This window comes from Bradyrhizobium sp. USDA 3240 (assembly GCF_054063295.1).
The window spans coordinates 4,057,119-4,070,651 of record NZ_JBSSGD010000002.1 but is presented as its reverse complement, the minus strand read 5'-3'; the positions used below and the strand labels follow the sequence as shown (position 1 = coordinate 4,070,651).

The 13,533-nt window shown below is 66.5% G+C and carries 12 protein-coding genes and 1 pseudogene; 10 read left to right on the top strand and 3 right to left on the bottom strand.

What is annotated here, in order from left to right:
• The first annotated feature begins 115 nt into the window (after positions 1–115).
• The 4 genes from ACVIGA_RS19940 to ACVIGA_RS19925 all read left to right on the top strand — a co-directional run bounded on the left by ACVIGA_RS19940 (position 116) and on the right by ACVIGA_RS19925 (position 3,282).
• Positions 116–952, top strand: a complete 837-nt coding sequence (locus ACVIGA_RS19940; RefSeq protein WP_456670846.1) for an ABC transporter permease — start codon at positions 116–118, stop codon at positions 950–952.
• The gene (locus ACVIGA_RS19935) at positions 952–1,737 is read left to right on the top strand and encodes an ABC transporter ATP-binding protein (protein ID WP_456667676.1); all 786 of its coding nucleotides are present in this window, start codon (positions 952–954) and stop codon (positions 1,735–1,737) included. Before ACVIGA_RS19940 ends, ACVIGA_RS19935 begins: the two co-directional genes overlap by 1 nt.
• A 56-nt stretch (positions 1,738–1,793) precedes the next feature.
• Positions 1,794–2,303, top strand: a complete 510-nt coding sequence (locus ACVIGA_RS19930; protein ID WP_100951020.1) for an OsmC family protein — start codon at positions 1,794–1,796, stop codon at positions 2,301–2,303.
• 178 nt (positions 2,304–2,481) lie between these two features.
• Positions 2,482–3,282: a hypothetical protein gene (locus ACVIGA_RS19925; RefSeq protein WP_456667675.1), complete on the top strand. Its 801-nt coding sequence runs from the start codon at positions 2,482–2,484 to the stop codon at positions 3,280–3,282.
• Positions 3,283–3,472: 190 nt separating this feature from the next.
• On the opposite strand, the pseudogene mutS reads toward ACVIGA_RS19925, so the two are convergent.
• Positions 3,473–6,204 (bottom strand): annotated as a pseudogene (gene mutS / locus ACVIGA_RS19920) (DNA mismatch repair protein MutS).
• Between the two features lie 212 nt (positions 6,205–6,416).
• Here mutS and pcaF point away from each other — a divergent pair.
• The 3 genes from pcaF (at position 6,417) to pcaG (ending at position 9,030) form a co-directional block, all read left to right on the top strand.
• Positions 6,417–7,625: a 3-oxoadipyl-CoA thiolase gene (gene pcaF / locus ACVIGA_RS19915; RefSeq protein ID WP_456667674.1), complete on the top strand. Its 1,209-nt coding sequence runs from the start codon at positions 6,417–6,419 to the stop codon at positions 7,623–7,625.
• A 105-nt stretch (positions 7,626–7,730) separates the two neighbouring features.
• Positions 7,731–8,432: a protocatechuate 3,4-dioxygenase subunit beta gene (gene pcaH, locus ACVIGA_RS19910; RefSeq protein ID WP_456667673.1), complete on the top strand. Its 702-nt coding sequence runs from the start codon at positions 7,731–7,733 to the stop codon at positions 8,430–8,432.
• Between the two features lies 1 nt (position 8,433).
• Complete coding sequence (gene pcaG, locus ACVIGA_RS19905) at positions 8,434–9,030, top strand: protocatechuate 3,4-dioxygenase subunit alpha (protein WP_456667672.1); 597 nt, start codon at positions 8,434–8,436, stop codon at positions 9,028–9,030.
• A 10-nt stretch (positions 9,031–9,040) separates the two neighbouring features.
• Here pcaG and ACVIGA_RS19900 read toward each other — a convergent pair whose 3' ends face one another.
• Positions 9,041–9,916: an SDR family NAD(P)-dependent oxidoreductase gene (locus tag ACVIGA_RS19900; protein ID WP_456667671.1), complete on the bottom strand. Its 876-nt coding sequence runs from the start codon at positions 9,914–9,916 to the stop codon at positions 9,041–9,043.
• A 103-nt stretch (positions 9,917–10,019) separates the two neighbouring features.
• Here ACVIGA_RS19900 and ACVIGA_RS19895 point away from each other — a divergent pair, with 103 nt between their 5' ends.
• The 3 genes from ACVIGA_RS19895 (at position 10,020) to ACVIGA_RS19885 (ending at position 12,915) form a co-directional block, all read left to right on the top strand.
• Positions 10,020–11,243 carry a Rieske 2Fe-2S domain-containing protein gene (locus ACVIGA_RS19895; protein WP_456667670.1) on the top strand — a complete coding sequence of 408 codons (1,224 nt, stop codon included), beginning with the start codon at positions 10,020–10,022 and terminating at the stop codon, positions 11,241–11,243.
• A 65-nt stretch (positions 11,244–11,308) separates the two neighbouring features.
• Positions 11,309–11,680 carry a non-heme iron oxygenase ferredoxin subunit gene (locus tag ACVIGA_RS19890; RefSeq protein WP_456667669.1) on the top strand — a complete coding sequence of 124 codons (372 nt, stop codon included), beginning with the start codon at positions 11,309–11,311 and terminating at the stop codon, positions 11,678–11,680.
• The gene (locus tag ACVIGA_RS19885) at positions 11,677–12,915 is read left to right on the top strand and encodes an NAD(P)/FAD-dependent oxidoreductase (RefSeq protein ID WP_456667668.1); all 1,239 of its coding nucleotides are present in this window, start codon (positions 11,677–11,679) and stop codon (positions 12,913–12,915) included. Before ACVIGA_RS19890 ends, ACVIGA_RS19885 begins: the two co-directional genes overlap by 4 nt.
• Before the next feature lie 18 nt (positions 12,916–12,933).
• Here the strand turns inward: ACVIGA_RS19885 and ACVIGA_RS19880 are convergent, their stop codons facing one another.
• A complete protein-coding gene (locus ACVIGA_RS19880; RefSeq protein WP_456667667.1) occupies positions 12,934–13,524 on the bottom strand; it encodes a MarR family winged helix-turn-helix transcriptional regulator in 591 nt (196 codons plus the stop codon).
• Positions 13,525–13,533: the final 9 nt, after the last annotated feature.

The window sequence follows — 13,533 nt, the reverse complement described above, 5'->3', positions numbered from 1 at the left end:
TTCACCCCACCTCGGTTCGCATTTCATGCGAACCGATCCTCCCCCTCCAGGGGAGGATAAGAGGTCATCGCCCCCACCTTGCAATCCCGCCGGAAGAATAGTTCTTGCTATGGCCATGACCGTCGACCTGCCTGCGCTGGAACAGACGGCCGCGCCGCGTGCGGCGGCGGCGCGATGGTCGCGTTATGCGCGCCCGGTGCTCGGGCTCGTGCTGCCGGTCGCGCTCGCGCTGGGCTGGGAACTCATCGTTGCTCTCGGCTACTCCAACGGCCGCCTGGTGCCGCCGCCGTCGAAGGTGTTCGAGACCATCATGGCGCTCGCCAAAAGCGGCGAGCTGTCGCGCCATATCCTGGCGACGCTCTGGCGTGTCGCCGCGGGCTTTGCGCTCGGCGTCGCCGCCGGCACTATCATGGGGGCGATCTCCGGCTATTGGGGCCTGGCGCGACGGCTGCTCGATCCGACCGTGCAGGCGCTGCGCGCGATCCCTTCGATCGCCTGGGTGCCGCTGTTCATCCTGTGGCTCGGCATTTTCGAGACCTCGAAGGTCGCGCTGATCGCGGTCGGCGTGTTCTTTCCGATCTATCTCGGCGTGATGGGCGCGATCCTGTCGGTCGATCGCAAGGTGGTCGAGGTCGGCCGCGTGTTCCGCCTCTCCGGCCTTGCGATGATCCGCCGCATCCTGCTGCCCGCGGTGCTGCCGGCCTATGTGGTGTCGCTCCGGGTCGGGCTCGGCTTGGGGTGGATGTTCGTGGTCGCTGCCGAATTCATGGGCGCCTCCGAAGGGCTCGGCTATCTCTTGATCGACGGCCAGCAGCTCGGCAAGCCGGCGCAGATCCTCGCCGCGATCGTGATCTTCGCGATCCTCGGCAAGCTGACCGACTGGCTGATCGAGGTCGCAACCGCGCCGCTGCTGCGCTGGCAGGATGCGTTCGGCGCGCGGGGAGGGCAGTGATGCTGGCGCTGAAGGATGTCGGCAAGACCTATCCGAACGGCGTCCACGCGCTGGAGCGCTTCTCGGCCGAAATCCAGCCCGGCGAGATCGTCGCGATCATCGGCGGCTCCGGTTGCGGCAAGTCGACGCTGCTGCGCGCCATCGCCGGGCTCGATCGCGCCAGCACCGGCAGCGTGACGCTCGACAACGCGGTGATCACGTCGCCGCACGCCGAGATCGGCATCATCTTCCAGGAGCCGCGGCTTTTGCCCTGGCTCACGGTCGCCGACAATATCGGCTTCGGTCTCGCCGATCTTCCGGCTGATGTGAGGCGCCAACGGGTGACGGCGGCGCTGGCCCGCGTCGGCCTCGCCGACAAGGCCGTGGCCTGGCCGCGCGAATTGTCCGGCGGGCAGGCGCAGCGGGTCGCGATCGCCCGCGCGCTGGTGCCGCAGCCTGAAGTGCTGCTGCTCGACGAGCCGTTCTCGGCGCTCGATGCCTTCACGCGGCGCGACCTGCAGGACCATCTGCTCGATCTCTGGGCCGACACGCGGCCGACCCTGATCCTGGTCACCCATGATGTCGATGAGGCCGTGGTGCTCGCCGATCGCGTGCTGGTGATGCGGCCGCGCCCGGGCCGGCTGTTCGAGCAGATCACCATCAATCTGGCGCGGCCGCGCGACCGCAAATCGGAGCTGTTCGACACCTTCAAGCGCCGCGTGCTGACCGCGCTCGACCGCTCGCTCGACCGTTCGGTGCGTGACGTCACGGACAAATCCAGCGCTGGCGAGGCGATGTGGTGGTGACATCGGCGCTATAAGGCCTTACATCGGAATAAAGAAGAACAGCCGGGAGCAGAACCATGGACTCCGCCGAACTCCGCGCAATGCAGGCTCCGATCAAGGAGCGCTACAAGACCGATCCCCAGGCCGCCGTGATCACGTTGAAGGCCAAGGGTACGATCGACAACGAAAGCCTGTCCTGCAAGGTCGAAACCGGCCGCGCGCTCGCGGTCGCCGGCCTGCACCCGGCGACCGGCGGCTCCGGGCTCGAGCTTTGCTCCGGCGACATGCTGCTGGAGGCGCTGGTCGCCTGTGCCGGCGTCACGTTGAAATCGGTCGCGACCGCCGTCGAGGTGCCGCTGAAGGTCGGCAACGTGTTCGCCGAGGGCGATCTCGATTTTCGCGGCACGCTCGGCGTCGACAAGGAGGCCCCGGTCGGCTTCCGCGAGATCCGCCTGCGCTTCGACGTCGGCACCGACGCGCCGCAGGACAAACTCGACCTGCTGCTGAAACTCACCGAGCGTTATTGCGTGGTCTATCAGACCATCAAGAACGGCCCGAAGGTGTCGGTCACGATGCAGCGGGTGTGATGTCTCGCTTACCCTCCCCTGGAGGGGGAGGGTCGACGCGAATGCAATGAGCGGCGGGGTGGGGTGAAAGTCTCTCCACCCGATCAGCGCCCGTGTTGAGAGATCACCCCACCTCGTTTCGCATTTCGCTGCATGCGAAACGATCCTCCCCCTCCAGGGGAGGATAAGAAAAGAAGAAATGTCCCCCGAACTCCACTTCGTCCTGCTCCTTGTGCTGCGCATGGCGGTGGCCGCCGCCTTCGTGGTCAGCGCGTCCATCATCACGGAGCGTTCGGGGCCGGTGATCGGCGCGCTGATCGCGACCTTGCCGATCTCGGCCGGGCCGTCCTACACCTTCCTCGCGCTCGACCATGACGCCGCCTTCATCGCCGAGGGCGCGCTGTCGAGCCTGCCGGTCAATGCGGCGACAATCTTCATGGGCCTGACTTACGCGGTGCTGGCGCAGCGCCGCGGCATGTGGATCAGCGCGGGCTCCGCGATCGCGTTGTGGCTGGTGCTCGGCACCATCATCCGTCAGTTCGCGTGGACGCTCGCCGGCGGGCTGATCCTCAATGCGATTGCCTTTGCGATCTGCATTCCGCTGCTCAAGCCTTATCGGCACGTCGCGAAAATGCCGCTGATCGCGCGCCGCTGGTACGACATCCCGCTGCGCGCCGCGCTGGTCGCGAGCCTGGTCGGCACCGTCGTCACTGCGTCGACCTGGGTCGGTCCGCGCGTCACCGGCGTGATCGCGCTGTTTCCGATCGTGTTCTCCTCGATGATGCTGATCCTGCATCCGCGGATCGGCGGCCCCGCCACCGCCGCCGTGCTCGCCAACAGCGCCTGGGGCTTGCTCGGCTTCGGCCTTGGCATCGCGGTGCTGCATGTCGCGGTCGCGCAATTCGGCTCGCCCATCGGCCTCAGCTGCGCACTCGGCACCTGCATCGTGTGGAATCTGGTGCTGTGGCAGCTCGGGCGAAGGAAGAAGGCGCGAGCCTAGCCGTCATTGCGAGGAGCGCAGCGACGAAGCAATCCATCTGTCCGCGTATGTGGATCGATGGATTGCTTCGCTTCGCTCGCAATGACGAGTGAGACATCCGTAGCGCGGATGAAGCGCAGCTCAATCCAGGGCGATCGTGCAATGGAGAGGGCTGCCCCGGATATCGCTTCGCTGTATCCGCGCTACGCGGCTACTGCTTCGGCAGTTTCGCCCGCAACGCATACAGCGCATCCAGCGCTTCGCGCGGCGACATCTCGTCGGGGTGCAGCGCCTTCACCGCCTCGATCAGCAGATCCGTCTCGCTCGGCGGCTTGTCCTCACTTGCGGCGCGGGAGGGGACGGCGAATAGCGGCAGGTCATCCGCCAGCGCACGCGCGGTCTGGCCGCGGTCCTGGGCTTCGAGTTTCGCCAGCACCGATTTGGCGCGCGTGATCACCGCGGGCGGCAGGCCGGCGAGCTTCGCAACCTGGATGCCGTAGGAGCGGTCTGCCGAGCCCGGCAGCACTTCGTGCAGGAACACGACGTCGCCCTGCCATTCCTTGACGCGCACCGTGGCGTTGAACATCCGCGGCAGCTTGGCCGAGAGCGCCGTCAGCTCGTGATAGTGGGTAGCAAAGAGCGTGCGGCAGCGGTTGCTCTCATGCAGATGTTCGATCGCGGCCCAGGCGATCGACAGGCCGTCGAAGGTCGCAGTGCCGCGGCCGATCTCGTCGAGGATGACCAGCGACCGCTCGCTGGCCTGGTTCAGGATCACGGCGGTCTCGACCATCTCGACCATGAAGGTCGAGCGGCCGCGCGCCAGATCGTCGGCGGCGCCGACGCGCGAGAACAGCCGGTCGACGATGCCGAGCCGCGCGCGCGCGACGCGGGCACGTAAGAGCCGATCTGCGCCAGCAGCGCGATCAGCGCATTCTGGCGCAGGAAGGTCGATTTACCGGCCATGTTCGGACCGGTGATCAGCCAGAGCTGGCCGGATTTCTGTCCCGGCGCCGGCGACAGGTCGCAGGCATTGGCGATGAACGGCTGGCCGTCGCGCTTCAGCGCTTGCTCGACGACCGGATGGCGGCCGCCCTCGATCGCAAAGCCGAGCGAGCCGTCGACGTCGGGCCGCACATAATTGTCGTCGATCGCAAGCTTCGCCAGCGAGGTCGCGACGTCGAGCATCGCAAAGGCGTGCGCGGCGTTGCGCACATCGTCGCTGGCAGAAAGCGCCATCGCGCTGAGCCGTTCGAAGATCTCAAGCTCGAGATTGAGCGCGCGCTCGCCGGCATTGGCGATCTTGGCCTCGGTTTCGCCGAGTTCGGCGGTGGTGAAGCGGACCTGCCCGGCCAGCGTCTGGCGATGGATGAAGGTCGCATTGAGCGGCGGCGCGAACAGCTTGTCGCCGTGCTGCGCGGTGACCTCGACGAAATAGCCCAGCACATTGTTGTGCCGGATCTTCAGCGTCTTGATGCCGGTGTCCTCGGCATAGCGCGCCTGCATCGCGGCGACGACGAGCCGCGAGGCATCGCGCAGATTGCGGCTCTCGTCGAGCGCGGCTTCATAGCCTTCGCGGACAAAGCCGCCGTCGCGCTTGATCAGCGGCAATTGCTCGGAGAGTGCCCGCGTGAATTCCCGCGCCAGATCGCGCGAGGGACGTTGCAGCGCCGCCATCACGGTCGACACTTCGGCCGGCGGATTGGCAAGCTGCGCGAGCAGCTCCAGCGCCTGGTCGGCGCCGAGGATGCCGTCGCGCAGGCTGGCGAGATCGCGCGGGCCGCCGCGGCCGACCGAGAGCCGCGCCAGCGCGCGCGACATGTCGGGCGCCGCGCGCAGCACGGTTCTAATGTCCTCGCGCGCCGCCGAATCCGCAACGAAGGCGGAGACCGCATCGAGCCGCCGCGCGATCACGGCAACATCGGTGAGCGGCGCGGCCAGGCGCTGCGCCAGCAGGCGCGAGCCTGCTGCTGTGACGGTGCAGTCGATCGCATCGAGCAGCGAGCCGCGGCGCTCTCCGGCGAGCGTCCGCGTCAGTTCGAGATTGGCGCGGGTCGCCGGGTCGATCGCCATCGTGGTGCCGGCAGCCTCGCGCGCGGGCGGCGACAGCGGCGGACGCTTGCCGACCTGGGTGCGGTCGATATAGGTGACGGCCGCGGCAGCGGCGGTCGCTTCCAGCCGCGACATCGCGGAGAGACCATCCATGGTCGCGACCGCGAAATAGTCGCACAGCCGTCGCTCGGCAGTGGCGCTGTCGAACACGTCGCGGGTCAGCGGCGTCACCGACGGCAGCTCGCGCAAGGTCGGCGCGAGCTCGTTGTCGCTGTACAGTGCATCGGTGACGATGGCCTCGTTCGGATTGATGCGCGCCAGCGTCGCCGCAAGCTCAGCGGTCGCGCACTCCGTCACCATGAATTCCGAGGTCGAGATGTCGATCCAGGCAAGGCCAAGACGATCCGCGCCGGCCGAGCCGCGGGCGCGCGCGATCGCGATCAGGTAATTGTTGGTGCGGGCGTCGAGCAGCGTATCTTCGGTCAGCGTGCCCGGCGTCACCAGCCGCACCACGCCGCGGCGGACCACGCTCTTGTTGCCGCGGGCCTTTGCCTCGGCCGGATTTTCGGTCTGCTCGCACACCGCCACGCGGTGACCGGCGCCGATCAGGCGATGCAGATAGTCCTCGGAACGTTCGACCGGAACGCCGCACATCGGGATGTCGATGCCCTGATGCTTGCCGCGCTTGGTCAGCACGATGCCGAGCGTCTTCGAGGCGATCTCGGCATCCTCGAAGAACAGCTCGTAGAAATCGCCCATCCGGTAGAACAGCAGCAGGCCGGGGTGGGCGGCCTTGATCTCCAGGTATTGTTCCATCATCGGCGTGACGCGCGACTGCGCCTCGGCGGCGGGGGTTGGCTCGGGCGGAACGGGGATGGGCTGCTGAATGGTCATGAGGTGGCGGAAACTACAGAATTTCGCCATGCGGTCCTATCCGCGAAGGCGGAGTTTTCCACCCTGTCCACGGTGCCATTATGACAGCCCTCACGGTAATGCGTGCAGGGCGGGCAGCCACGTCAATTGACCTGCCGCGGGCACGCTCCTAAAACTCCCCTCAAGTTCCAGCCGACCCAGCGCCTAAGTCGCGGCATTCAGGGAGAGATTCAATGCGTGATGTGTTCATTTGCGATGCCGTCCGGACACCGATCGGCCGTTTCGGCGGTTCGCTCGCCAAGGTGCGCGCCGACGATCTCGCGGCGGCCCCGATCAAGGCGCTGATGGCCAAGCACCCGACGCTCGACTGGAATCAGGTCGATGAGGTCTATTTCGGTTGCGCCAACCAGGCCGGCGAGGACAACCGCAACGTCGCGCGCATGGCGCTCCTGCTCGCCGGCATGCCGGAATCGGTTCCCGGCCAGACCCTGAACCGGCTCTGCGCCTCCGGTCTCGACGCGGTCGGTGCGGCGGCCCGCGCCATCCGCGCCGGCGAGATCGATTTCGCAATCGCGGGCGGCGTCGAATCGATGACACGCGCGCCGTTCGTGATGGGCAAGGCCGCGGAAGCCTTCTCGCGCTCGTCCGATATCTACGACACCACGATCGGCTGGCGCTTCATCAATCCGCTGATGAAGGCGCAGTACGGCGTCGATGCGATGCCGGAGACCGGCGAGAACGTCGCCGAGGAATTCCAGGTCTCGCGCGCCGATCAGGATGCGATGGCGATCCGCTCGCAGCAGCGCGCGGGCGCGGCGATCGCGTCGGGCTATTTCGCCGAGGAGATCGTGCCGATCCAGGTGCCCGGCGGCAAGGCGGGCCCGATCACCGTCGACAAGGACGAGCATCCGCGGCCGGAGACTACGCTTGAATCTCTCGCCAAGCTGAAGCCGATCGTGCGCAATCCGGGCACGGTGACTGCGGGCAACGCGTCGGGCGTGAATGACGGCGCCGCCGCGATGATCCTTGCGTCTGAGGCCGCGGTGAAGAAGTACGGCCTGACCCCGCGCGCAAAGATCCTCGGCCTCGCCTCGGCCGCGGTGCCGCCGCGCATCATGGGCATCGGCCCGGTGCCGGCGACGAAGAAGCTGGTCGAGCGGCTCGGCATCAAGGTGTCGGACTTCGATCTGATCGAGCTCAACGAAGCCTTCGCTTCGCAAGGCATCGCCTGCCTGCGCCAGCTCGGCGTCAAGGAAGATTCCGATTTCGTCAATCCGCATGGCGGCGCGATCGCGCTCGGCCATCCGCTCGGCATGAGCGGCGCGCGGCTGGTTTTGACCGCCGTGCACGGCATGGAGAAGCGGGGCGGGAAGCTTGCCTTGGCAACTATGTGCGTCGGGGTCGGCCAGGGCGTCGCGGTCGCGATCGAAAAATTTAACTAATCCAATGGCTTGGAGGGGCTGAAAACAGCCCTTCCCCAATTTGGTTATGCATTATAATGATCTGAAGTGGGCTCGCGGGGCGCGCGGGCCGCGGAGGAATTCGCCATGACCCTGTTGTATCCGCTGCAATCGCTTGCGGCCCATCCGGCGCGGCTGTCGCCGGACTATCGCTCCACCGTAAAGCGCTCGCCGCAGAAGCCGCTGATCCCGATGCGGCACACGCTCTCCGAGCTGACCGGGCCGGTCTATGGTCACGAGACGGTGCGCGCGCACGACAATGATCTCACCATCCAGGCCAAGGGTGAGCCGCTCGGCGAGCGCATCATCGTGCATGGACACGTGCGCGACGAGGACGGCCGCGGCGTGCCCAACACGCTGGTCGAGCTGTGGCAGGCCAATGCCTGCGGCCGCTACATCCACGTCGTTGACCAGCATCCGGCGCCGCTCGATCCCAACTTCACCGGCGCCGGCCGCACGCAATCCGATGCGAGCGGCTACTACAAGTTCATCACCATCAAGCCGGGCGCCTATCCGTGGGGCAATCACCACAACGCCTGGCGGCCCGCGCATATCCACTTCTCGGTGTTCGGCCATTCCTTCGTCTCGCGTCTGGTCACGCAGATGTACTTCCCCGGCGATCCGCTGTTTCCGTTCGACCCGATCTTCAATTCGGTGACCGACGAGAAGGCACGGGCGCGGATGATCTCCTCGTTTGATCTCGACAACACCCAGCCGGAATGGGCGCTGTGCTACCGCTTCGATATCGTGCTGCGCGGCCGCAATGCCACGCCGATGGAGACCAAGTAACGTGTCACGTCCTGATGGAATCACGCCCTCGCAGACCGTCGGCCCCTACTTCAAGTACGGCCTGACGCCGAACGGCGAGTATGAGTGGAACGACGCCTTCACCAACAACCTGCTGACGCCTGACGTCTCGGGGGAACGCATCCGCGTCGAGGGCATCGTCTATGACGGCGACGGCGCGGTGATCCCGGACTGTATGCTCGAGATCTGGCAGGCAGACAGCCAGGGCCGCTTCTCCGATCCGCAGGATGCGCGCGCGCTGCCGAACTCCTCGTTTAAGGGCTTTGGTCGCTGCGGTACCGACAGGAGCGGCGCTTACGCCTTCGACACCATCAAGCCCGGCGTGGTGCCTGACGCCGATGGCAAGCCGCAGGCGCCGCACATCGTGCTCGCGGTGTTCGCGCGCGGCATGCTGCTGCATCTCTACACCCGGATCTATTTCGACGACGAAGCCGGCAACGCCGGTGACTCCGTCCTTGCGCTGGTGCCGGCCGATCGCCGTGCCACGCTGATCGCGAAGCGCAAGGCGGGTGCGGGCAACGTCTACACGTTCGACGTCCATCTGCAGGGCGACAACGAGACGGTGTTCTTCGACGTCTGATCGGCCGCTCTCAGGTCGCGACGGCCGGCTTGAACACGGCAAGCGGCGTGGGATCGCGGCTCGGCGGCGGCGGGACCTTGCCGTCGATGTCGGTAAAGCCGTACTCGGTCGCCAGCTCCGATGCGAGCAGGATCTGGCCGCTCTTGGCCATCATTTCGGGATCGCCGGCGAGTGCGGCGACGGCGCGTCCGGCGAACAGCGGTGTCTCGCCGCGCTCGGCGATCAGTCTGGCGAGCGCCGGCGGCACCCGGTCGGGCTGTGCCGCAAGCTTCTCGCTCTTGATGTAGCCGGGCCAGATCGAGACGGCAGCGATGCCAAACGGCTTTAGCTCGTGCGCCATGTCGCGCGCCATCCGATCGACGCCTGATTTCTGCACGCCGAACGGAACGTTGAACGTGTACCTGACGCCGCCGCCCGACGAGGTGTTGACGATCAGGCCGCGCGCCTGCGGCAGCATCAGCGGCACGGCGAACTGGCTGGCGACGAAATGCGAGCGCAGGCCGACGCGGTGCATGGTGTCCCACAGCGACGCCGGAACCTGCCAGAACGGCACATTGACCGGCATCACGTTCGGCGCCGCGAACACGTTGTTGACCAGCACGTCGAGCCGGCCGTGGTCGCGCCGGATCAGGTCGAACACCTCCTGCACCGAACCGTCGTCGGAATGATCGCACAGCAGGCCGATGCCTCGGCCGCCGGCCTCGTCGATCGCGGCGATGGTCTCATCCAGCGAGCCGGGCCATTCCGATCCGCCGCTGTTGCGCGTGCGCGCCGTGACGATCACGGTCGCGCCGGCCTCGGCGAGGCCGATCGCCACGCCCTTTCCAACCCCGCGGCTTCCTCCCGTCACCAGCGCGATGCGATCCTTGAGGCGTCCCTTGGTCATGCGATCTCCTGATATGGCTTCTTCGGAAGATATCTTGACAATAATCTTCCCAGGAAGATATTAGGCGCAGAACGTCGAAGGCGTCAACCAGGGAGGTTTCGCGATGGTCACCAGGGAAGAGAATGAATTGCTGTGCCGCGTCACGGGTGACGCGCCGATGGGACGGATGCTGCGGCAGCATTATTGGCTGCCTGCCGTGCTTTCGGTGCGCGTGCGCAAGGGCGAGGCGCCGGTCCGCGTCAAGCTGTTCGGCCGCAACTTCGTGGCGTTCAGGGGCAAGGACGGCACCGTCGGCTTCCTCGACGAGGCCTGTCCGCACCGCGGCGCCTCGCTCGCGCTGGCGCGGGTCGATGACTGCTCGCTGACCTGCCTGTTTCACGGCTGGAAGATCAATGCGCACGGCGAGGTGCTTGATGTTCCCAACGAGCCGAACAATCCCAGGGAATTTGCCAAGACCGTCAGGGCGAAAGCCTATCCGGTGCGGGAAGGCGCCGGGCTGATCTGGGTCTGGCTCGGCGAGGGCACGGCGCCGCCCGCGCCCGACTTCGAGTGGATGGATCTGCCGCCGGACCAGGTCTACGCGGCCGGCATCGAGCTCAATGCCAACTGGCTGCAGGGCGTCGAGGCCACCATCGATTCCTCGCATGTCGCGCTGCTGCACCAGAGCTGGACCGCGACATCGTCGACCGATTTCGGCGCCACCCGCGTCAACACCGAAGTCGGCTACGAGTTCGAGAAGAAGTCCTATGGCTTCCGCGCCGCGGCGCTGCGCACGGCGCCGGATGGATCGTGCCTCGCGCGCGTCACCGAGTTCGTGATGCCCTATTACGGCCTGATCGCGCCGATCTTCTCCGGACCGCAGCAGGATCGCACCGCGATCATCGCGGTGCCGATCGACGACGAGAACCTGATCCAGTGGTACATCTTCTATAATCCGGAGAAGCCGGTGGATTCCTGGCGCAAAGTGCAACGCGCCAACCAGTGGCCGATGGCCGGCGGCTTGCCGGGCGATCAAAGCACCAATTGGGGCCAGAACCGCCAGATCATGGATGCCGGCAACAGCACCGGCTTCCACGAAATCGTCATCGAAGATTTCGTGGTCATGGTCAGCATGGGGCCGATCGTCGACCGTTCGCAGGAATATCTCTGCTCGGCCGACCAGGCGATCGTCAGGGTGCGGCGCCAGTTGCTCGACGAGGTGCGCGGCTTCATGGCCGGCAAGGCGCCGAAGAGCGGCCAGAGCGAGACGATGTCCTACAAGGACATTCGCGCGGTCGGTGGCCGGCTCGCCTCAGCCTCCGAGGATTGGCGGCAGATTCCCCGCTGATCGGAAGCCCGGGCGCGGCCGTGTCCGCGCCCATCTCCCTCCATTGGCCCCGGAGAGGTCATCCCATGACTTTGCAAGAATCGACCTGGCACCATCTCTGTGCCGCCGCGAAATTGTCGGAAGGCGAGCCGCTGGGCTTCAAGGTGGGCGACCGTCGCGTCGCGCTCTACAAGGTCGACGACGACATCTTCGCAACCGACGACGTCTGCTCGCACGCGTTTGCGCTGCTGTCATCAGGATTTCTCGAAGGGCACGTGATCGAATGCCCGCTGCATGGCGCGATGTTCGATGTCCGTGACGGCAAATGCCGGTCGACTGCCTACAAGGATATCGCGGCCTTCAAGGTCGAGATCCGCGACGGCGAGATCTATGTGCAGCTCGACGGCGGCACCGTGCTGGAAGCGGTCGGCGATCGCGGTGCGGACGTCAAACCGTGAGCAGCCTCATCGTCATCGGTGCGTCCTATGCCGGCCTTCAGGCGGCCCTTACCGCGCGCGACGCGGGCTATGCCGAACCGGTGACCGTGATCGCCGACGAGCCCGCGCTGCCCTATCAGCGACCACCGCTGTCAAAGGATTTTCTGCTCGACGAGATCGGCGCGCAGGGTCTCCTGATGCACGACGAGGCTATTTTCGCCGACAACAAGATCGAGCTGCGTCGAGGCCACCGCGTCGTCGAGATCGATCGCAATGCAGGCCGGGTCGCGTTGGCCGGCGGCGCGACGTTCGACTTCGACAGCCTCGTCATCGCCACCGGCTCGCGTGCGCGGAAGATCGCGGTCCGCGGCGCTGAGCTCGACGGGGTCTGCTATCTCAGGTCGATCGCCGATGCCGTCGACCTCAAGGCGCGGCTCGGCCAGGCCTCCGAGATCGTGATCGTCGGCGGCGGCTTCATTGGTCTCGAGGTCGCGTCCTCGGCAGCGAGGCTCGGCAAGCGCGTGACGGTGATCGAGGCGGCATCGCGTTTGCTCGAACGGGCGGTGTCTCCGGTGGTGTCGCGCTTCCTGCTCGATGTTCATGCCCGGGCTGGCGTTGCCGTGAAGTTCGGTACGGCGGTTTCGGCAATCATTGGAGATGGCGGACGGATTGCGGCGGTCGAGCTGAACGGCGGCATCCGTCTTGGCGCGGATCTCGTCGTCGTCGGCATCGGCGGCCTCGCCAATTCTGAACTCGCCGCCGCCGCAGGGCTCGAATGCGCCAACGGAATTGTGGTCGATGAGCATGGCCGGACGGCATGCCCCGGCATCTATGCCGCCGGCGACTGCGCCAATCACTACAGCCGGTTTGCCGAGGGCTGGATCAGGCTGGAGTCGGTTCAGCACGCGCAGGACCAGGGCACGGCGGTCGGGCTTGCGATCGCTGATCACCACGAGCCCTACGACAGCGTGCCGAGGTTCTGGTCGGATCAGCACGATCTCAAGCTCCAGACCGTTGGCCTCGCCGCGCGCAGCGACCGCACCGTGATCCGCGGTGCGATCGAAGCCGGCCGGTTCTCCGTGTTCAACTACCGGCAGGGCAGACTGGTCGCGGTCGACAGCATCAACAATCCCGGCGACCAGATGGTGGCGCGGCGCCTGATCGCAGCCGGCATTTCGCCGACACCGGAGCAGGCCGAAGACGGCTCATGCGATCTCAAATCGTTCCTGAAGCGCGGTGACAAGGCGGTCGCGTAGTGTTGCAGGCAGGGGCAGCTAGTCCGCTGCCGCAAGCCGGCCGGACTTCTTCAGCGCCTTCACGGTTCTGACGGCAAGCAGCTTGCGCAGGCAGCGGTCGAGCATCGCGAGCTCCGCCTTGGTGAGCCCGCTCGCCTCGGTCACGCCCTCAACCACTCTCGCGACCTCGGCAATGCCGCGGTCGGCGGTCGCAAGACCCTTGGCGGTGAGGCGGACCAGCTCCGAACGGCCATCGTCACTGGCCGAGACACGCAGGACGAAGCCGCCTTCCTGGAGCCGCGCCACGCGCTTGGTCATGGCGCCCGATGTGACGAGGAGCGCGCGAAACAGGTCGGTCGGGCGCAACTCGTACGGCTTCCCCGAGCGCCTGAGCGCGAGCAGCACGTAGAGCTCGCCGGTTTGCAGGCGGACGGCTTTCGCGATCTGCTGCAGGCGCAATTCGTGCAGCTGGTTGACGCGCTCCAGCCGCAGCAATGTGCAGGCCGCGGCGAGGTCGAGGTCCGGGCGCTGCGCCAGCCAGGCGGCTTCGATGTCGTCGTAGAGGGTGCTGTCGGGCGTGGGCTGCTTGATCGCAGGTTCGGCGCGGCGTGACACGCTGCTCTTCTTCATTCCTTCCAA